At 46.8% G+C, this 20,208-nt stretch carries 16 protein-coding genes; 11 read left to right on the forward strand and 5 right to left on the reverse strand.

Features of this window, described 5'->3' with window-relative positions:
• Window positions 1-137: 137 nt before the first annotated feature.
• Complete coding sequence (locus SDE_RS12495) at window positions 138-1,019, reverse strand: hypothetical protein (protein WP_049762634.1); 882 nt, start codon at window positions 1,017-1,019, stop codon at window positions 138-140.
• A gap of 170 nt (window positions 1,020-1,189) precedes the next feature.
• On the reverse strand, window positions 1,190-1,714 hold the full coding sequence (locus SDE_RS12500; protein WP_011468864.1) for a hypothetical protein: 525 nt from the start codon (window positions 1,712-1,714) through the stop codon (window positions 1,190-1,192).
• Window positions 1,715-1,880: 166 nt separating this feature from the next.
• Between SDE_RS12500 and SDE_RS12505 the strand changes: the two genes are divergently transcribed.
• From SDE_RS12505 to SDE_RS12530, 6 genes are all read left to right on the forward strand, one after another.
• Window positions 1,881-2,438, forward strand: coding sequence for an RNA polymerase sigma factor (locus SDE_RS12505; RefSeq protein ID WP_011468865.1), 558 nt, complete (start codon window positions 1,881-1,883; stop codon window positions 2,436-2,438).
• Window positions 2,435-3,463 carry a FecR family protein gene (locus SDE_RS12510; protein WP_011468866.1) on the forward strand — a complete coding sequence of 343 codons (1,029 nt, stop codon included), beginning with the start codon at window positions 2,435-2,437 and terminating at the stop codon, window positions 3,461-3,463. Before SDE_RS12505 ends, SDE_RS12510 begins: the two co-directional genes overlap by 4 nt.
• 182 nt (window positions 3,464-3,645) lie before the next feature.
• A complete protein-coding gene (locus tag SDE_RS12515; RefSeq protein ID WP_011468867.1) occupies window positions 3,646-6,975 on the forward strand; it encodes a TonB-dependent receptor in 3,330 nt (1,109 codons plus the stop codon).
• Between the two features lie 96 nt (window positions 6,976-7,071).
• Window positions 7,072-8,652 (forward strand): tryptophan halogenase family protein, encoded by a 1,581-nt coding sequence (locus SDE_RS12520; protein ID WP_011468868.1) that lies wholly within the window; start codon window positions 7,072-7,074, stop codon window positions 8,650-8,652.
• Between the two features lie 61 nt (window positions 8,653-8,713).
• Entirely contained in the window at window positions 8,714-9,439 is a 726-nt protein-coding gene (locus SDE_RS12525) for a SapC family protein (RefSeq protein WP_011468869.1), read from the forward strand.
• Complete coding sequence (locus SDE_RS12530; protein ID WP_011468870.1) at window positions 9,432-10,205, forward strand: DUF6445 family protein; 774 nt, start codon at window positions 9,432-9,434, stop codon at window positions 10,203-10,205. Before SDE_RS12525 ends, SDE_RS12530 begins: the two co-directional genes overlap by 8 nt.
• Before the next feature lie 3 nt (window positions 10,206-10,208).
• Here SDE_RS12530 and sbcB read toward each other — a convergent pair whose 3' ends face one another.
• On the reverse strand, window positions 10,209-11,666 hold the full coding sequence (gene sbcB / locus SDE_RS12535; protein ID WP_011468871.1) for an exodeoxyribonuclease I: 1,458 nt from the start codon (window positions 11,664-11,666) through the stop codon (window positions 10,209-10,211).
• Between the two features lie 99 nt (window positions 11,667-11,765).
• Between sbcB and can the strand changes: the two genes are divergently transcribed.
• Entirely contained in the window at window positions 11,766-12,395 is a 630-nt protein-coding gene (gene can / locus SDE_RS12540; protein WP_011468872.1) for a carbonate dehydratase, read from the forward strand.
• 150 nt (window positions 12,396-12,545) lie between these two features.
• On the opposite strand, the gene dcd is transcribed toward can, so the two are convergent.
• A complete protein-coding gene (gene dcd / locus SDE_RS12545; protein ID WP_011468873.1) occupies window positions 12,546-13,115 on the reverse strand; it encodes a dCTP deaminase in 570 nt (189 codons plus the stop codon).
• Between the two features lie 87 nt (window positions 13,116-13,202).
• On the reverse strand, window positions 13,203-14,285 hold the full coding sequence (gene apbC, locus SDE_RS12550; protein ID WP_011468874.1) for an iron-sulfur cluster carrier protein ApbC: 1,083 nt from the start codon (window positions 14,283-14,285) through the stop codon (window positions 13,203-13,205).
• A 353-nt stretch (window positions 14,286-14,638) separates the two neighbouring features.
• Between apbC and metG the strand changes: the two genes are divergently transcribed.
• The 4 genes from metG (at window position 14,639) to rsxC (ending at window position 20,193) form a co-directional block, all read left to right on the forward strand.
• On the forward strand, window positions 14,639-16,672 hold the full coding sequence (gene metG, locus SDE_RS12555; RefSeq protein ID WP_011468875.1) for a methionine--tRNA ligase: 2,034 nt from the start codon (window positions 14,639-14,641) through the stop codon (window positions 16,670-16,672).
• Between the two features lie 84 nt (window positions 16,673-16,756).
• Window positions 16,757-17,332 carry an electron transport complex subunit RsxA gene (gene rsxA, locus SDE_RS12560; RefSeq protein ID WP_011468876.1) on the forward strand — a complete coding sequence of 192 codons (576 nt, stop codon included), beginning with the start codon at window positions 16,757-16,759 and terminating at the stop codon, window positions 17,330-17,332.
• 6 nt (window positions 17,333-17,338) lie between these two features.
• Window positions 17,339-17,959, forward strand: a complete 621-nt coding sequence (gene rsxB, locus SDE_RS12565; protein WP_011468877.1) for an electron transport complex subunit RsxB — start codon at window positions 17,339-17,341, stop codon at window positions 17,957-17,959.
• Window positions 17,956-20,193, forward strand: a complete 2,238-nt coding sequence (rsxC, locus tag SDE_RS12570) for an electron transport complex subunit RsxC (protein ID WP_011468878.1) — start codon at window positions 17,956-17,958, stop codon at window positions 20,191-20,193. Before rsxB ends, rsxC begins: the two co-directional genes overlap by 4 nt.
• The last annotated feature ends 15 nt before the right edge of the window (window positions 20,194-20,208 follow it).

Raw genomic sequence — 20,208 nt, forward strand, 5'->3', positions numbered from 1 at the left:
TTGGCGCTATTCTACTCTGGGAAAAGCAAATAACAACTGCTTTGTTAAAGCTATTTTGGCACTGGCATCGCGCGCTGCCGCTATAGCGGCTAGGGTGTAACTTTTAGCGTAAAACCTTAGGATAGCAGCCCCAATGATTACTCCCCCTTCCAAAGAGTATCTGTGACGAACCAAAGCTCCTTGCGAGCTAAAGGTGTTTGCGGGGTAAGATTTGGATTGGTTAAATATATGTGCTTACGGCCCTCCAGTATAGCTGGGTCGAGTTTAAATTCTGCGTGTAGGTGATGGGTAAAATAACGGTCGAATGAGCCGCTCGCCAACGATTTCTCCAACCCCAACTCAACCAATTTGGCCAGTACAAGATTGTCCTTTTTTACAAAGAAATAAAATGGCATGGGGTAAACCAATACAAGGCTATCTTCTACCTTTAGGCTGGGTAAATCTCTTGCGGCCAGTTCCCCCCAAGGCTCCATAATACCGCGAGGGAATGCATCAAAACGGCGGGCTACTAACATATCGAATAAGCTAGGGTAATTGCTCGATGTGACCACCTCAAAACCATTGGCTTTTAATACGCCTGTGTCTGCCCAATCCAGCGCTTGCCCCATACTGAACGCTTTTAAATCATCTAATGTAGCCACTTCATTAAAACGCTGCTGATCTCCTGCATGAATGATTAACACCCTGTAGCCAAGCAACCCTTTTAGCATGGGAATACGAATTGGCAGCATATCGGCCTCATCTACTGGGGTAGAGGCAGCCCACATAATGTCATACTTACCCTTCATTACCTCTAGTTTTAAGCGCCCTTGCGTGGCCGAACGCTTAGCTATATTCAGTTCGATAGGCATGTCAATTTCAGAAAATGCTAGCTCCATCAGCCCCACTGCATATTCATCCAAAGGGTGCCCCCCAAAAGATATACGCACAGCTTCTGTTGCCGCCACCCCAGCAGGCACATAGCCGCCAAGCACCAACCCTATTACCGCCGCAACCTTCAATAAGTGTTTACATGCCATAAGCACAACTAATTAGCCCCATTTATTAATTTAAGGATAGACCAGCAAATAAAAAGCGGCGCCAGTTTTTGCTGTACACCACAAAACAAATAGCTGCGCTAAATAGTTATGCAAAATATTTATGAAATACTAGGCGCGCAAAAAATGAGTTACGCAAAATAGACTGGAGATTAAGGGCTGGCAGGTCGCAGCAATGATACAAGCAGATTGGTACGCGCTAGAGTTGCGTGTAATTCGGGCACAACCACAGTAGTCGCCGTAATCCAATAGCTCGACTTAGAAGCATCTAACAAATAATAAATCTGTATTTTCCGAGTGCCAGCTTGCGTGTAATCCACAACTTTATACTCAATATCAAAAACATGCTCCGAGGCAACAGTGCCCTCTCGCAACAAGGTGTAGCGTTTTTGATCGCTATTGCGCTTAAGCTCTGCACTCAAACGCTGCCACAACACATTTTTACGCGCAGACTGATCAATAGGTACCGCAGAAACAAAATAAGCCAATCGGCCGTCTACTCGGCCCACAAGCGTCTCCAATCCACCAAAGGTATCCACTTTTTCCATTTTAATAGTGAGCTTATGCTTCTGGGCTACTTCTGCGTCCAGCATTAAACCATCAGCCAGAGCGATTGGCTCCCCCCAACACAGTGGAGAGAAAGCGATAAAAATGCATAATCCAAGTAAACGCAACATAGCGGGTTTCAGCGATCCAATCGTCTAATTATTATCGGCTCATTCTATGGCTTACGGCGCCAAAAACAAACGTTTAGTTAAAAATACCTATTTTTAACTGGCGGATTTTTAGAGGCTGGTCGTCTGTAGTAATTAGCGAATAATAATTATACAGTAGCCCGACACTATGACCGATGAATCAAACGTGCAGTCTATCTATTTGTCTATACAAAAAGCGCTATCACGAGCGGTATCCCGCATAGTACCGCCGCACGACGTGGAAGATATAGTCCAAGAGACTTATGTACGCGTATGTCAAGTTAAGCAACCGAGCACCATTACGCACCCGCGCTCTTTTATGCTGAAAACCGCGCGCAACCTCGCGCTAGATTATATAAAGCGGGCAGACAACAAACTAACAGACAGTTTAGATGAAGACACACAAGATAATTTAGCAAGCTACAAAGACGACCCATACCGCCGCGCGGCAGGCGAGCAAGACTTTGCCCTATTTTGCGAAGCTGTGAGGCAGCTACCGGTGCAATGTAGAAAGGTATTTGTACTTAAAAAGGTTTACGGTTACTCGCAACAAGAAATAGCCAAAGAACTGGGTATTAGCCAAAGCACCGTAGAAAAACACATAGCGCAAGGCCTAAAACGCTGCGCCAATTTTTTAGATAACAAACAAGATAAATCGACAATGCAAGTAGTTAGATCATCCCATTCCAAAGGGGCAAGTTTATGAGCAAAATATACAAACTCGCCCCAGCGGACGAAATAAACGACCAAGCCTGCCTTTGGATAGCTCGCCTAGATAGAGGCTTAAGCACGGATGAGCAGCAAGCTCTTAAAAAATGGGTTAACGAATCTCACGCTCACGCGAGTGCCCTTTATCGCGCCGCAGAGCTATGGGATAAAATGGATGACCTTTCTCGCTTGGCAGACCTGTTTGAAGCGCCAAAAGAAACGCGCTTCCCCTACGGCATAGCGGCATCGTTAATTGCTGGCTTGGTCGCCTTAGGCTTATTTTTTAGTACCGCTCCATTTACCACCCCACAAACGGATACACTCATAGCCAACCACCAAGCAAGTGCCATATACGAAACGGCAATTGGTGAGCAATCGGTTGTTACGCTTTCAGATAGCAGCGAGCTAACCCTCAACACCAATACCAAGGTTGCGGTCAATTACACTGAACAAGCCCGCATACTTACCTTGCTGCGCGGTGAATTACACATTAAAGTTGCTCACAATAAAAGCCGCCCCCTCAGCGTTGTAGCCCAGGATAAACTCGTTCAGGCAGTAGGCACGGCTTTTAATGTGCAAATAATGGATACGCAAGAAGTTGAATTGATCGTTACCGACGGCAAAGTACTTATTGCTGAGAACGTGAAAGACATCTCGGTTGCGCAAAAGCCCCTCTCAACGCAAAACGCGTCAATAGCTAAAGGGCAAAAAGTTATACTGGGTGCGCCCAATGCCAATGTAACTGCCCTTGATGAAAATGAGATTTCTGCAAAGCTTTCTTGGCAGCATGGCAATATAATATTTAAAGGCGAAACCCTTGCACAGGCGCTAATAGAAATAGAGCGCTACACCTCAACACGATTCGAAATAGAAGATAAAAGCATTGCTAACATTCGCATTGCAGGCATGTTTAAAGCTGGCGATATAGATGGGCTAACACTTGCTTTAAAACAAAATTTTAATATAGATGCAGCTGGCACCAATGGAGAAAAAATTATTCTTACGCGCGGCGCAACATTATAAACAACACAACTGTGCCGCCGCGCCACCTGCTGTATTTATTTTCCACGCATTCATTAACACCTTAACAGAAAAATCTACACGCCCCGTGATACTTGCAACACCTATTCACGCACAACAAAATTAGCGCCTAGAAAACGCAAATAATAACGACAAAGCACCAACCAGTAGAGAAAAATAAAAATATGTCGCACCCCAACTGGCGGAAAAATAATGTTCGGTCGTCTATACAACAAGCCTGTATACCGCAGGCTGCTGAGAGAAACGGACGGACAATAATTACTGCAGTAACCTTGGGTGCTCTCATTTCTTTTTCTGCTTTGGCGCAAGCCGAAACAGACACCCTAGAAAAAGTCGTACGTTTCGATATTCCTCAGCAACGAGCAGACATATCGCTTACTGAATTTGCTAAGCAAGCTAACATTACTCTCATCTTTCCATTCGATGACGTAAAACAATTGCAAACAAATTCTTTACAAGGCGAATACTCCATAACTGATGCTGTAGCACTTTTACTGAGAGATACTCAGCTATTTGTGAATATTGGTGCGGATGGTCAGCTCACCATTCTTATGGAACATGACCTAGGGGAAATCGACTCCATGCATAAAAAGAAATTGTTATCTAGCGCGGTTATCGCCGCATTATCTTCACTCACCGGTGCAAATGCTATTGCACAACAAACCTCCGCACCCGCTGGCCAAGTTGAGGAAGTTTTGGTTACAGGTATTCGCGCAAGCTTACAGCGCGCGATGGATGTAAAACGCGAAAGCGGCGGCGTAGTTGATGCTATTTCATCAGAAGACATTGGTAAATTCCCAGACACCAACCTTGCAGAATCGCTGCAACGTATTACGGGTGTATCCATTGACCGCTCAGGCGGTGAAGGTCAACAAATTACTGTTCGCGGTTTTGGTCCACAATTTAATACTGTACTTGTTAATGGTCGCCAAATAGCCTCAGAAGATACATCGCGCGCCTTTAACTTTGACACGGTTGCTTCAGAATTAGTTAAACGTTTAGATGTTTATAAAACATCCTCGGCTACTCTCCAGTCTGGCGGTATTGGCTCAACGGTTAACATTACAACTGCGCGCCCATTAGATATTGGCGAGTTTAAAGTTGCTGGTAGTGCCAAAGCACTTATGGATGGCAACAGCGAAGAAACCTCACCACAAATATCTGGCATGATTAGCAACACCTTTGCCGACGATACTTTTGGTGTGCTATTTGCGCTTTCACATCAAGAGCGCAGCACCCGCTTAAACCAAGCGCAAATGGATGGCTGGTTAGAAAACGTTGGCGTGCCCAACCCCATGACAGAAAGCGGTGCCGACTGGGATGGCAACGTATTCTCGCCACGTAACTACGACCATAAAGTCACGTTTGAAGATCGCAAACGCACTAATGCAAATTTAGTATTGCAATACGCGCCCTCCGACGATTTAACTATTACCGGTGATTTGCTTTATACCGATTTCGACATAAACACAGATACCACATCGTACGGCCACTGGTTTACCGCGCCAAACATTCAAGGCGTAGGTGACGACGGCTCATTGTTCGATACCGACGGCGAGCGCCGCCGCCCAATCGTTGACGAGAACGGCACGCTTATCGATTTATACCAAGAAGTAGGTTTAGCAACCGACATGCACGCTAAAACCTTCGACCGCTTAACCGAAACAACCGCTATTGGTTTAAACGCAGAATGGCAAGCTAACGATAACCTACAGTTAGTGTTCGATCTTTCGCACTCTACTTCTGAGCGCGAAGCGAACAATGGTGGCGGCGACCAACTCTCACTTATTGGCTACGCCAACCGAGTACGCTTTCAGGTAGATAACAATATACTGCCGCTGGCCTCTATGTTTGCCGAAGCAAACCCCAATATTTATAGCGGCCAACAGGAAATAGACGGCGCAATTATTGATGATAGCGATGGATTTGCCGGTTACGACCCAGCCATTACCCCTGCTGGCGTTAACGACCACCTAAACAAAGACAATAGCCGAGCTCACGTTATGTTGCGCCGAGGTTGGGCGGTGGAAGATGCCGTTACCCAATTTCGCATGGACGGCCTGTGGGATGAAGGTAACGACACTGGTTTAACCAAAGCAAAATTTGGCTTTCAGCACTCTACCGAAACCAAAGCACTTGAGCGCTGGGATAACGAAGGCGTTGGTATTCACTGCACCTACTGCGGCTACCCAGATGCCCCAACAATACCCGCCGATGCGCAATATATTTTTGATGCAGGCAGCGACTTTTTAGGCGATGTAAGTGGCAGCGGACGTATGCCAACCCAATGGCTAGCGCACGACGGCGAAGCCAACTTTGCATTCCTAGAAAGTTATTACGCAAGTACCAATACAGATACAATTAGTTTTGACGCAGTAAAACGCAACAATTCTTATGAAATAACAGAGGCAACTACCGCCGCATATTTAGAATTAGAATTTGCTGGCGAAATTGCTGATATGCGTATAGAAATGACTTCTGGTGTACGCTTAGAAGAAACCACTACAGATGTAGACGGCACTACTGCGCCAGTTTCTGGGCTAACCATTTTAGATGAAACCGAGATGTTGGCACAGTACGGCGCCGCGGATAGCATTAGCTTAAGCACAGACTACTCTTCTATATTACCTAACATGAGCATCAAGTTAGATATTTCAGATAACTTAGTCGCCCGCGCCGCCGCGTCCAAAACCATCACTCGACCAACCCTAAACAGTATGTCGCCGGTCACAGTTATCACCACAACACGTCAAGGTGGCGATTTAACATCTGCAAGTGGTAACCCAGCACTAGAACCCTTTGAATCCGACAACTTGGATTTAAGTTTAGAGTGGTACTACGACGACACGAGTTATGTGTCTGCCGGTTACTTCAAAAAAGACGTAGCCAACTTTATCGTAAATGCGCAAGAAAGCAGAACCTTTACACTCCCTGATGGTTCGTTACTCACCGATCCGTCAACCGGTTCCGATTCTGGTGCAGCAGATGCAGGCGATGACGTTGCTGTATTCACAAACACGTTACCCAATAACGGTGAAAACGCTACAGTGGATGGCGTAGAGCTAGCGTTGCAACATGCGTTTGGCGAAACAGGCTTCGGTATTATTGCCAACGCGACCATAGTAACAAGCGATGCGGAGCTAGACCCAGACGATTTAAGCCAAGTATTTGCGCTGCCAGGCTTAAGTGACTCGTTTAACTTAGTTGGCTACTACGAACAAGGCCCCTTCCAAGCACGACTCGCGTGGAACTGGCGTGACGAGTTTTTACAATCGCTTACCCAAGGCCAAGGGGACGGCCCAACTATTGTTGAGGCGTATCAACAATGGGACCTAAGTGGTAGCTTCGATATTAACGATAACGTGAGCATATTCGTAGAAGGTATTAACCTAACCGAAGAATACGTACACAAACGTGGCCGCTACGCCAACCAACTGCTTCTAATTGAGGACAGTGGACGTCGCTTGGCACTGGGTGTGCGCGCAAGCTTCTAAAAAGCCTCTCCTAAACCATAGGCTTTGACCCTTGACCGCCGTACTGCGGCGGTCTTTTTTAAGCCAAATATAAACGCATTGCGAAGAGACAACACCATGCAAACAAGACCAGCCGATCAAACTGCTCCGCTAAAAAATATTGTTATAGTGGGTGGCGGTACCGCAGGCTGGCTAACCGCAGGGCGACTGGCAGCACAATTTAATACAGGCGCAGATGCAGTTAAAAATACGAACAATATTCGCGTTACACTTATTGAATCGCCCAACATACCTACCGTTGGTGTAGGTGAAGGTACTTGGCCCACAATGCGATCAACCTTAATTAAAATGGGCATTCGCGAAACAGATTTTTTAACCCAATGCGACGCAACCTTTAAACAAGGCGCAAAATTTGCGCGCTGGACAACAGGCAAGCAAGACGATTTTTACTACCACCCGCTTATGCTGCCGCAAGGTTTTGGCAAAACAGACCTCGCACAACACTGGCAAACCGTTAAACAAGTAACCGGCCAATCTTTTTCAGAAGCAGTTTGCATTCAACAAGCTATTTGTGAAAAGGGACTCGCCCCCAAAACCATTCGCGCCCCCGAATTTAACGGTGCGGCCAATTACGCCTACCACCTCAACGCGGGTAAATTTGCCACCTTTTTACAAAAACACTGCACACAAAACTTAGGCGTTAATCATATTCTGGATGACGTAAGCGGTGTTAACATCGCAGACAACGGCGATATAGCCAGTGTAATAACCAAAGCAAACGGCAATATTGAAGGCGATTTATTTGTAGACTGCACTGGTTTTAACGCGCTGCTAGTAGGCAAGCACTACCAAGTACCGTTTAAAGACTGTAGCGATGTACTTTTCATAGACAGTGCTTTAGCCGTACAACTCCCCTACTCCAAAGCAGACTCCCCCATTGCCTCGCACACTATTTCTACCGCACAAGATGCCGGCTGGATATGGGATATAGGTCTTACCCACAGACGCGGTATTGGCCACGTGTATTCAAGCAGGCACACTAGCGAAAGCGATGCGCTACAAGCGCTGGCAACTTACACTCAAACAGATTGCGACAAGCTAGATGTAAGAAAAATACCCATTAAATCGGGCCACCGCGAAAAGTTCTGGGTAAATAATTGCGTTGCAGTGGGCTTAGCTGCGGGGTTTCTCGAGCCACTAGAAGCCTCTGCACTTGTGCTGGTTGAGCTTTCAGCACAAATGATAGCCGAGCAACTACCGGCTAACAGAGCAACCATGAATATAGTGGCAAAACGTTTTAACGAAACCTTTCTTTACCGCTGGGATAAAATTATCGACTTTTTAAAATTGCACTATTGCATTAGCCAGCGCACAGACACCGCCTTTTGGCGCGACAACTGCGACCCAGCAACCATTCCACAAAGCTTGCAAGATTTACTAGCGCTTTGGCAACATCGCGCCCCAAGCGACCTAGACTTTACCAGTAACAACGAAGTATTCCCTGCTGCTAGCTACCAATATGTCCTGTACGGCATGGGGTTTAATACCCAATTTAGCAATACAGGCTTATATAACGCAGCAGTGGCAGACGCGCACTTTATGCGCAAGCAATTGAACGAGGACGAAGCCCTTAAGGCATTGCCAAGCAACCGAGAACTATTAGAAAAAATTGCCCAATTCGGCTTACAGCCGGTATAAAAAACACGAACAACATCGACACACTAAAAATAATAAAGCGATACAAGCAGGAGAAAACACAATGCACACAACTAAGTTTGTTACCTTAAGCCAAACCGAACACAAGCATTTAAAAATACAGCCCAGCAAAGTTGAAGCATTAGGTGCGCAACAAACCATGGTACCGGTAGTAATAAACGAGTTTAAAAAGCTGTGCGTGCAATACCCAATTGTATTAACTAAAAATGGTGATACGGGTCAATTTATTTGCGTGGCGCTACTCGGTTTTGAGAAAGGCGAAAATTTGTTTTGGCAAGATGAGCAATGGCAAGGTATTTACACCCCCATCAATATTAGCCGGCAACCGTTTTTTATCGGCCAAGAAAGCTCAGATGCGCAACCCCTGCTATGCATAGACACCAACAGCCCATGCCTAAGTGAAAATACTGGCGAACCACTCTTTAACGAGCAAGGCGAAGCAACTGCATTTTTAAATAACATAAAAACTCTGCTTTCACAGCTAATTGCTGGGCAAACTCACACGCAAAATTTTATTGATGCGCTTATCAAACACAGCTTAATTTCGCCGCTTACCCTTGATATCACCCTTGCAAACAAGCAGAATCAAAAGGTAAATGGCTTATACTCCATAGATGAAGCCAAGCTCGATGCGCTAAGTAACGAAGCGCTTATTGAGCTTAAGCAAAGCGGGCATTTACACGCCATTTACACCATGATGGACACTCTCGGCCATATTTATGGTTTAATTCAGCGTAAAAATGAAAGGTTAAAAAAGCTAAGTGACTAGGCAAACTCAGCAGACAACACAAGCACCACAGCCAAGCCAACAGCCGCACGCAACTAAACAGCACCCCACTGCTGGCTCGCCCTCACCGCACATTGAGGTAATTGAGTACGGCAATGAAAAAAATCGTATTTTAATAATCGACAATGCATTTGCCCATTGCGACCAACTTCGCAATGCAGGGCTTTCCAAATACTTCGTTGGTGACGACACCAACTTTTATCCAGGTATACGCGCGCCCGCGCCAGAAGATTATAAAAAGCAACTTAATGCACTGCTGCACCAACCAATAATAGACACCTTTAGCCTGTCCTCTGCTACTGAGCTAGAACTCGGGGTAAGCGCCTATTCACTGCCCGCACAACCACAGGAAACCCTCAGACCCATTCAGTGTATCCCACATATCGATGCACCAGATGCCAATCAATTTGCAGTGGTGCATTACATCGCAACGCAACCTTTTGGTGGCACTGGGTTTTATCGGCATATAGAATCTGGCTTAGAGAGCATCAACCCAACCAACGTGAAACAATATTTCGCCGAGGTTAAGCAACAGGCAATACAGGAAGGGAAAAAACTCATTCGCTATATGAATGGCAGCAACACGCTATTTGAGCGCATTGCCAGCATAGAATTTAAATTTAACAGGCTAGTTGTTTATCGCGGCAATTACTTACACGCGGGTAATTTAGATGCACGCCGCGATATTAACGCCAACCCAGAAATGGGCCGCCTTACTTTAAACAGCCTTATTAAAGCTAAAGGCTAACCCCTACCTTATTATTAATTGGCTTTGTTTACTTACGTATTGCTCCAGCGCTTTAATAATATCTAATTTTTTAGCTATTTGCTCTGGGCTTTGGTCTTGCTGCTGCTCTAGCTCTGCTCGTATATTTACAAGCTTGTCGTTTAGCTCGCTTAACGATAACACCCCATCGCCACCGTCTTTTAACCGCTGGCTTACAAACTCTCGCCACTCGGCCCGCTCGCTATCGGTTAAATCGTCAGGAAAATTACGCGCCTTATAACGCAGCAACATATCGTTTAACCGCTTATCACTAAATACAAAATTGTGTTTCGATAGTTCCGCGCCATTCGCCTTGCGCACATCTGCCATTACGTATTTATCTGTGTCACCCACAAAGCCGTCGTACAGCATACGCTCTGGGTCTAAGCTACCTTCAAACTCGTTTGTGGCAAATACCTGCTGCAGCTTTTCTGTTATATCCATACGCTGCAACTGCGACCAATGCTTTTCGCACTGTGCCTTATCTATACCCAATCGCGCCTGCGCCTGTTCGTCTAGTATTTTAGGCGTTAGAAGTATGGGGCATTTATTTAAATGAATTAACTTAACCGGCAAGCGTTCTACGCCTTCGGGTAAATCTTTGGTTGCGGTAAATATACGCGCTCTAATCTCATCTGCAGACAAATCAAAAAGTGGTTTCGGGTCGGCATTTAAATTAATAACTATTACTGCATTTTTGTTAACGGGATGATAAGCCAAAGGCGCTATCAAACCGGCACAGCCATTTTCGGATGAAAACTTTGATGAGATATGTAGCATTGGCTTTTTACTTGCCACATCCAACAACTTAGTTGCCTCACGCTTACCGCGATTATTGACAACATGCTCATACAAAGCAGGCTGCTTTTCACGAACCAAACGCGCCAGTTTAATGGTAGCCTCAACATCGGAATACGCATCGTGCGCCGACGCATGCACAATGCCATTTACTTTAGTTAAGTTTTCTAATCTAAAACTTGGCTTGCCGTCCACAACCGGCCATTCTATGCCTTCTGGCCGCAATGCATAGCATAGGCGCACCATATCAATAATATCCCAGCGCGAATTACCGTTGCGCCACTCGCGCTCGTAGGGGTCAAAATAATTGCGGTACAACGTATAACGGGTAACTTCATCATCAAAACGAATAGAATTATAGCCCACACCACAGGTGCCCGGTTTGGCCAATTCGCGATGTATTTGTTTAATAAATTCGCGCTCAGTTACGCCTTTAGCGAGGGTTTCTTGCGGTGTAAGCCCTGTCACTAAACAGGCTTCGGGGTTAGGCCAAATATCCTCTGGTGGCTTGCAATATATTACCAGTGGCTCGCCAATAATATTTAGATCCATATCGGTGCGCACGCCAGCAAATTGGCTAGGCCGATCTACAGCAGGGTTTGCGCCCCATGTTTCGTAGTCGTGCCAATAAAATGTTTTTTGCATGCTCCGCTTCCTGTTTTTTTTGCGTTATACTTGCGCGCCAGTACGACAATGCAATGGCGAACCGCGCACCGTTGGTGTGCATAATAGAGTTGAGGCACTATGAACGATTTAGATAATCTTTTCCAGAGCAACAAAGATTGGGCAGAAGCAATTAAGGCCGAAGACCCGCACTTTTTCGAAAAACTTTCTGCACAACAGTTCCCTGAGTACTTGTGGATTGGCTGCTCTGATAGCCGCGTACCCGCCAACCAAATTGTTGGCTTAATGCCAGGTGAAATGTTTGTACATCGCAACATTGCTAACTGTGTGGTACACACCGACCTAAACTGCCTTTCTGTAATTCACTATGCGGTATCGGTTCTTAAAGTTAAGCACATTATTGTAACTGGCCACTACGGCTGTGGCGGTGTGGCAGCCGCGCTCACCAATCAACAATTTGGCTTGGTAGACCACTGGATTCGCAATATCCGCGATGTGTACCAAAAACAAAAAGCCGAGCTAGAAAACATTACCGACGAGAAAGAGCGCTTGAACCGGTTATGTGAGCTAAACGTTAAGCAACAGGCGCTAAATGTAACTGCGCTACCCGCTGTGCAAAACGCATGGAAAGAAGGCCGAGAGCTTACTGTACACGGCTGGATTTACTCACTTGAAGATGGCCTACTGAAGAAGCTTACCGACAGTATCGGCAGCATTGAGCAGGTTGCAGAGCAGTTCCGCGTTATCTAAGCTGCGTCGCAAAAACAAACGCCCTCTTCTACCTGTAGAAACAGAGCACACAAAAAAGCCCGCAAATTTAGCGGGCTTTTTATATTAGGCTTACTTTAGCAGTGTCTACATTGGTGCGAAGCGAATTAGATCGCTGCTAGATGTTATGTACTAGGTGCGTGGCAATGTCACCCCGCGCTGACCTTGATATTTGCCACCGCGATCACCGTAGGATGTTTCACACACTTCATCACTCTCAAAAAACAACATTTGAGCAACACCTTCATTCGCATAAATTTTTGCAGGCAGAGGTGTAGTGTTAGAAAACTCAAGTGTTACGTGACCTTCCCACTCTGGCTCTAGCGGCGTTACGTTTACAATAATACCGCAGCGCGCATAGGTAGACTTACCCAAACACACAGTAAGCACGCTTCGTGGAATACGGAAATATTCTACTGTTCGCGCCAATGCAAATGAATTGGGAGGGATAATACACACATCGCTCTTCACATCTACAAAGCTGTCATCCGAAAAGTTTTTCGGATCTACAATAGCAGAGTGCACATTGGTAAATATCTTAAACTCATCCGCACAGCGCACATCATAGCCATAGCTAGAGGTACCATACGAAATCAAACGCTGCTCATCAGCGTTATAACGAACCTGGCCCGGCTCAAAAGGATCGATCATCCCTTCGTTTTCTGCCATACGGCGAATCCACTTATCGGATTTAATACTCATAATTTCCCCCGAGAGAATATAGCGGGCGATAGTATATGAAGCGCCCCCTAAGGGGCAAGCTGTAAGAGTTCATATAACCGAATGGTTTTAATCGTCAGAAAAGCTAATTTCTGGTGCAGCGGGGGCCGCCAAGCCTTGGCGCCATAGATTTACCGTCATTTGGGTTGCAATCTCACGGTATATCAAGCTCACATCAGATTCGGGGTTGGTTGCCACCGGCGGCTTGCCTTGGTCGGTCTGCTCGCGAATATCCAGCTGTAAAGGCAAGCGACCAAGTACATTCACATCGTATTGCTTAGCGAGCTTATTACCGCCCTCTTCGCCAAATATTGCTTCTTGGTGGCCGCAATTGCTGCAGGTGTGAACCGACATATTCTCAACTACGCCCAATACAGGAATATTCACCTTGCGGAACATTTCTATGCCTTTAACAGCATCTAGCAAGGCAATATCCTGCGGCGTGGTAACAATAACCGAACCAGATACCGGTACAGCCTGCGAAAGCGTAAGCTGAATATCACCTGTGCCGGGCGGCATATCAATGATCAAATAATCGACATCTACCCAGTGTGTATTTTGCAGCAACTGCTGTAAAGCACCACTCACCATGGGGCCGCGCCAAATCATGGGGGTATCTTCGGTTACCAAGTTACCCATAGAAATTAAGCTTAAGCCGTGGGCTTTAATAGGCTCAATCATATTGGGGCCATACATTTCTGGGCGCTTACCCGCTACACCTAGCATTTGGTGTTGGCTAGGGCCGTAAATATCCGCGTCGAGCAGCCCCACTTTGGCCCCCATATGCGCTAAAGCCAACGCGATATTCACAGAAGTTGTGGATTTACCCACGCCACCTTTACCCGAGCCAATAGCAATAATATTTTTAACGCCACCAATGCTACTGCTTGTATTCTTAGGCACGATAGCTGGAATATCTTGCACTACCTCAACGCCGCCTACCTGTATACCATTGCTGGCTAATGTGCTTTCAACGTTGCTCGCCAACGCCTGCTTAATTCCCTCACACGGAAACCCAAGGCTAATGCGAACCAAAACTTTGTCGCCCTCCACGGCCATTTCTGCTACATCGGCACAGCTAAAACCGGCCACATGGGGAATAGAAATTGATTCAAGTAAAGCAGATACCTGCTGGCGCAATGCGTCAGACATAGAAAACTCCAAAGTAGTAAAAATAGTGGGCAAAGCCCGCGCTAGCCTTCAATTTGAGGGCATATAAGCCGATTACAAGCGAAAACTGGGCCATTGCGACCTAACAACCTGATTTTAAGAGAAAAACCCTAGTAAAAATGCTATAGTTGCGCGCCGAAAATGGGGGTACAGCCACTATTTTGAGCATTTTTGGAGCAAAATCACATCAAAAATGCCAATGGCCAGCAAAAAATGCTCAAGAAACTGCGCGGCAACGCAACAAACCGTGGCACAAAATGCCACTTGCGCACCATCTTGCAGCACAAACTACATCTTTATTCGAAAAACCGATATTGAAGAGCTGAAATTTCACTATGACCAATAAGCGCCAGATCCTCGTAACCAGCGCCCTCCCATATGCTAATGGTGCCATCCACCTTGGCCATATGGTAGAAACCATCCAAACCGATATTTGGGTGCGTTTCCAAAAAATGCAGGGCCACGACTGTACCTACGTTTGTGCCGATGATGCACACGGTACTGCGATCATGTTACGTGCAGAGCAACTTGGCGTTACCGCAGAAGAACAAATTGCCAAAGTGAAAGCCGACCACGAAGCGGATTTTAAAGATTTTCTAATCGGCTTTGACAACTACCACTCTACCCATTCAGAAGAGAACAAAGCGCTTTCGCATTTAATTTACGAGCGTGTAAAAGCCAACGGCCACATAGCCGAGCGCTCCATTACGCAAGCGTTTGACCCAGAGAAAAACCTGTTCTTAGCAGACCGCTACATTAAGGGCACCTGCCCCAAGTGCGGTGCAGAAGACCAATACGGTGATAACTGCGAAAACTGCAGTGCCACCTACAGCCCTATGGAGCTGAAAAACCCACGCTCTGTAATCTCTGGCGCGACACCCGTAGCCAAAGAATCCGTTCACTACTTCTTCACGTTGCCAGAGTTCACGGGCTATCTAAAAGAGTGGACACGTGCCGGCCACCTGCAAGACGAAGTTGCCAACAAGCTTGCGGAATGGCTAGATGCCGGCCTACAAGAGTGGGATATATCACGAGACGCACCCTACTTTGGCTTTGAGATACCAGGCGCGCCTGGCAAATACTTCTATGTATGGCTAGACGCTCCTATTGGCTACATGGCCAGCTTTAAGCAACTGTGTGATCGCACCGGTAAAGATTTCGATGAGTACTGGAAAGCCGACTCCAACTGCGAGCTTTATCATTTTATCGGCAAAGATATTGTTAACTTCCATGCGCTATTCTGGCCAGCCCTACTTAGCGACGCAGGCTTTCGCACACCGACAAAAGTATGTGTGCATGGCTTTTTAACCGTAGACGGCAAAAAAATGTCTAAGTCGCGCGGCACATTTATTAATGCCCGCACTTACTTAGATCACTTGCAGCCAGAATATCTGCGCTACTACTACGCCGCCAAACTAACTGGTAGCGTGGACGATATAGATTTAAACCTAGAAGACTTTGTACAACGGGTTAACTCCGACCTTGTAGGTAAAGTAGTAAATATTGCCAGCCGCACCGCTAAGTTTGTGCAAAAAGCAGGCGGCGCGCTTTCTGCAAACATTATTAATGAAGAGCTGTGGCAATCTTTCGTCAAAGCTGGCGATGTAATTGCGGCCCATTACGAGAACCGCGATTACAGCAAAGCCATGCGCGAAATTATGGCGCTGGCTGATTTAGCCAACGAGTTTATTGCAGAGCAAGCGCCGTGGGCCTTAGCCAAGCAAGAAGGCAACGAGCAAAAGGTATTGGACGTGTGCAGTTTAGGTATAAACTGCTTCCGCGCCATTATGACTTACCTAAAACCTGTACTACCTCAAACCGCTGTTGCCGCAGAAGAATTTTTGGGCACCGAATTAACCTGGACTGGCCCACTTAGCTTTTTGGGCGAGCACACCATAAACAAGTTCAAGCCATTAATGACCCGCATTGAAGGCGAAAAAATAGAAGCCATGATTAACGACTCGAAAGAAGCGACCGCCGCTATGGCAAAAACTATTGCCGAACCAGCAGCCGATAGCCCACTCGCTAAAGAACCTATTGCAGATGAAATAGAATTTGCCGATTTCGCTAAAGTGGATCTACGCGTTGCATTAATCGCCAATGCAGAACATGTTGAAGGTGCAGACAAACTACTGCGCTTGACACTCGACCTAGGTGGCGAAACCCGCAACGTATTTGCCGGTATAAAAAGCGCATACCTACCTGAAGATTTAATTGGCAAGCACACCATTATGGTTGCCAACCTAAAGCCGCGAAAAATGAAATTTGGCATGTCTGAAGGCATGGTATTAGCAGCGGGCCCTGGCGGCAAAGAGCTATATATACTCGAGCCACACGAAGGCGCCCTACCCGGCATGCGTGTAATGTAATTACCCGCTTTATTAAAGTGTCGCCACACCTTTACGTGCGGCGACTAAAACACATTTAAAAGTACTAACCCGAGCAACCTAATAATGACCGAATTTGCCGTCATATTATTAAGCACTGTATTGGTAAACAACTTCGTGCTTGTGCAATTTCTTGGCCTGTGCCCATTTATGGGGGTTTCCAACAAACTGGAAACAGCCATAGGCATGAGCACGGCCACCACCTTCGTGTTAACTCTGGCGTCTATTTGTAGCTTTATGGTTCACAGTTGGGTGCTAGAGCCGCTCGGGCTTACCTACTTAAAAACCATTTCGTTTATTTTGGTTATTGCCGCTGTAGTGCAATTTGCCAAAATGTTTATTGAAAAAACCAGCCCTCTACTCAATCGAGTGCTGGGCGTGTTTCTACCCCTTATTACCACCAACTGTGCGGTACTCGGCGTAGCATTACAAAACACCAATCGCGCCCACAACTTTTTAGAATCCACACTCTATGGGTTTGGTGCCGCACTGGGTTTCTCACTTGTTCTTATTCTATTTTCAGCCATGCGCGAACGCCTTGCCGTTGCCGATGTGCCCACCCCATTTAAAGGGGCAGCAATCGGAATGATAACCGCTGGGTTAATGTCACTCGCATTTATGGGCTTCGCAGGACTCGTTTAATACGCCATGTTTGAATTCATATCTTTGTACCCAATTATTAGTGCCCTGCTTGCACTTGGCCTATTAGCTGCCGCCTTTGGTGCGGTACTTGGTTTCGCTGCCATTAAATTTAAAGTTGAAGGCGACCCACTAGTAGAACAAATTGATGAGCTATTACCACAAACACAGTGTGGCCAATGTGGCCACCCCGGCTGCCGCCCCTACGCGCAAGCCATTGCAGACGGCGAAGCCATTAACAAATGCCCCCCTGGTGGCCAAAGCACCATCAATAACCTTGCTGATTTACTTGGCATGGAAGCGCCCACGCTCGATGAAGAACACGGCGAAGAATCTGAAGTACCCAAAGTAGCCTACATTCGCGAAGACGAATGTATTGGCTGTACTAAGTGTATTCAAGCTTGCCCTGTAGACGCCATTTTGGGTGCGGCCAAGCAAATGCACACAGTAATTGTTTCTGAGTGCACGGGCTGCGACTTGTGCGTTGAGCCATGCCCAGTAGATTGTATAGACATGCTGCCAGTAGGCACTGGTATTAGCGGTTGGAAATGGGAATTACCCAAACCGGAACTAGCAACCAACATTATTGCCAGTGACCGCGACACCGCCGAGCAGGAGAACGCAGCATGAGAAAAATTTGGGACATTCACGGCGGTATTCACCCCGAAGAAAACAAACACCAGTCCACTGGTACAGCCATTGGCTCTATTCCGCTACCGCCAGAAATAATTCTGCCGTTAAACCAACATATTGGTGCGCCGGCAGAAGCTTGCGTAAGTGTTGGCGACAAAGTACTTAAAGGGCAATTAGTGGCAAAAGCGCAAGGCCTATTTAGCGCCGGTATTCACGCCTCTACATCTGGTGAAGTCATTGCCATTGAAGACCGCGTAGTAACCCACCCTTCGGGCATGAGCGCGCAGTGCATAATTATTAAACCCGACGGCGAAGACCGCTGGACCCAACTTGATGCCTGTGAAGACTACGCCCAACTCGATCACGACCGTCTCGTACAAAAAATACGCGCAGCGGGTATTGTAGGTATGGGGGGCGCCGGCTTTCCAACGGCTATCAAAGTAAACCCTAAATCGAATAAGCACGTTAAAACACTTATATTTAACGGCACAGAATGTGAACCCTATATAACCGCCGACGACATGCTAATGCGCGAGCGCGCAGACGATATAGTAAAAGGCGTGCAACTTATTGCTCGCTTTATGGGAGAAGTAGAAGAAACCCTTATCGGCATAGAAGACAATAAACCTGAAGCCATTGCAGCAATGCAAAAAGCCGCTGAAGGTACAGATATAGAAGTGGTTGTATTCCCCACTAAATATCCATCGGGCGGCGAAAAACAACTCATTCAAATACTTACTGGTAAAGAAGTGCCCTCTGGCGGCTTACCCGCAGATATTGGTATTGTGGTGCAAAACGTTGGTACAGCCTTAGCTGCGTATCGCGCTGTGCGTTTTGGCGAGCCATTAATTAGCCGTGTAACCACGGTGGTGGGTGAAACCCTCACAACCCAACGCAACATCGACGTGCTAATAGGCACCCCACTCTCTTTTGTACTAGAGCAGCACGGGTTTAAAGCAGAAAAGAAACAGCGCCTTATTATTGGTGGCCCAATGATGGGGTTTGCGGCTAACGATTTTGATGTGCCGGTAGTAAAAACCACTAACTGTATTCTTGCCCCAACACAAAAAGAGCTCCCCCTGGCGCCACCGGCGCAAGCGTGTATTCGCTGCGGTATGTGTGCAGAGGCCTGCCCCGCAAGTTTGCTTCCGCAACAGTTATTTTGGTATTCGCAAGCGGAAGATCACGACCGCTTAAAAGCGCACAACTTATTTGACTGCATTGAGTGCGGCGCATGCTCTTATGTATGCCCTTCTAATATTCCACTTGTACAATATTACCGTGCCTCTAAGGGCGCTATAAAAATTGCCAATGCCGAAAGAGAAAAATCCGATAAGGCGCGCGTGCGCTTCGAATTCCGCCAAGAGCGTATAGCCAAAGCAGAAGCCGAAAAAGAAGCCAAACGCTTAGCACGTAAAAAAGCCGCCGAAGAAGCCAAAAAACTACTGGCAGAAAAAGCAGATTCCCCCGCAGCAGCGAATGAAAAAACAACAAGCAAACCTGGTGCCGCTGCAGCTAAGCCACAAGCGGCAGACCCTGCAACACAAAAGGCAAAATTAGAGCGAGCGCTCTCGAGCGCGCAAAGCCGCGTAGAACGAGCACAAAAAGCACTGAATGATGAGCAGGAAGAAGCAGATGAAGCGCGCTTAGATTCACTAAGAGCACGCTTAAAACAAGCAGAACTAAAAGCATCTGAAGCGCAAGCTAAGCTTGATGAATTTGGCAAAGCCCCCGAAGTCACTGTGGGTGGCGAACAAGCCATTAAAGATAAAATGGCCATGTCGCCCCGCGACAAATTAGAAAAGAATTTAGCATCCTTAAACAAACGTCTAAGTACGGCGCAAGAGCGACTAGCCGAAGCACAAGCAAATGGCGCAGCCACGGTTGATGCACTGAAAATGGGCGTAGAGAAACTGCAGCAAAAAGTTAACGACGCCGAGCAAGAACTTGCCCAACTAGGCCCAGACTCAGCCGCACAAGGTGCAGCCGAAACGGCACCTGCCCTAAGCGCTGCAGAGCAAGCAATAGAAAAAGCCAAAGCAAAAGCGGCCGCGCAGGCTAGTATGAGCGAAGAAGAAAAAGCGGCGGCTAAACTGGAAGCCCTTAAAGCGCGCTTAGAAAAAGCCCGCGCACGCCTTACAAAGGCCGAAGAAGAGCAAGACGAGAATATCGACGCCTTCCGCGCTGGGGTAGAGAAACTGGAACAAAAATTGACAGAACTTTCAAACTAGAGACCCAATTAACCA

It is taken from the genome of Saccharophagus degradans 2-40 (assembly GCF_000013665.1).
In the GTDB taxonomy this organism is placed as follows: Bacteria; Pseudomonadota; Gammaproteobacteria; order Pseudomonadales; family Cellvibrionaceae; genus Saccharophagus; species Saccharophagus degradans.

Coding starts and splice junctions, on each gene's coding strand:
- SDE_RS12495 (WP_049762634.1), bottom strand. CDS start 1,019: ATGGCATGTAAACACTTATTGAAGGTTGCGGCGGTAATAGGGTTGGTG.
- SDE_RS12500 (WP_011468864.1), bottom strand. CDS start 1,714: ATGTTGCGTTTACTTGGATTATGCATTTTTATCGCTTTCTCTCCACTG.
- SDE_RS12505 (WP_011468865.1), top strand. CDS start 1,881: ATGACCGATGAATCAAACGTGCAGTCTATCTATTTGTCTATACAAAAA.
- SDE_RS12510 (WP_011468866.1), top strand. CDS start 2,435: ATGAGCAAAATATACAAACTCGCCCCAGCGGACGAAATAAACGACCAA.
- SDE_RS12515 (WP_011468867.1), top strand. CDS start 3,646: ATGTCGCACCCCAACTGGCGGAAAAATAATGTTCGGTCGTCTATACAA.
- SDE_RS12520 (WP_011468868.1), top strand. CDS start 7,072: ATGCAAACAAGACCAGCCGATCAAACTGCTCCGCTAAAAAATATTGTT.
- SDE_RS12525 (WP_011468869.1), top strand. CDS start 8,714: ATGCACACAACTAAGTTTGTTACCTTAAGCCAAACCGAACACAAGCAT.
- sbcB (WP_011468871.1), bottom strand. CDS start 11,666: ATGCAAAAAACATTTTATTGGCACGACTACGAAACATGGGGCGCAAAC.
- can (WP_011468872.1), top strand. CDS start 11,766: ATGAACGATTTAGATAATCTTTTCCAGAGCAACAAAGATTGGGCAGAA.
- dcd (WP_011468873.1), bottom strand. CDS start 13,115: ATGAGTATTAAATCCGATAAGTGGATTCGCCGTATGGCAGAAAACGAA.
- apbC (WP_011468874.1), bottom strand. CDS start 14,285: ATGTCTGACGCATTGCGCCAGCAGGTATCTGCTTTACTTGAATCAATT.
- metG (WP_011468875.1), top strand. CDS start 14,639: ATGACCAATAAGCGCCAGATCCTCGTAACCAGCGCCCTCCCATATGCT.
- rsxA (WP_011468876.1), top strand. CDS start 16,757: ATGACCGAATTTGCCGTCATATTATTAAGCACTGTATTGGTAAACAAC.
- rsxB (WP_011468877.1), top strand. CDS start 17,339: ATGTTTGAATTCATATCTTTGTACCCAATTATTAGTGCCCTGCTTGCA.
- rsxC (WP_011468878.1), top strand. CDS start 17,956: ATGAGAAAAATTTGGGACATTCACGGCGGTATTCACCCCGAAGAAAAC.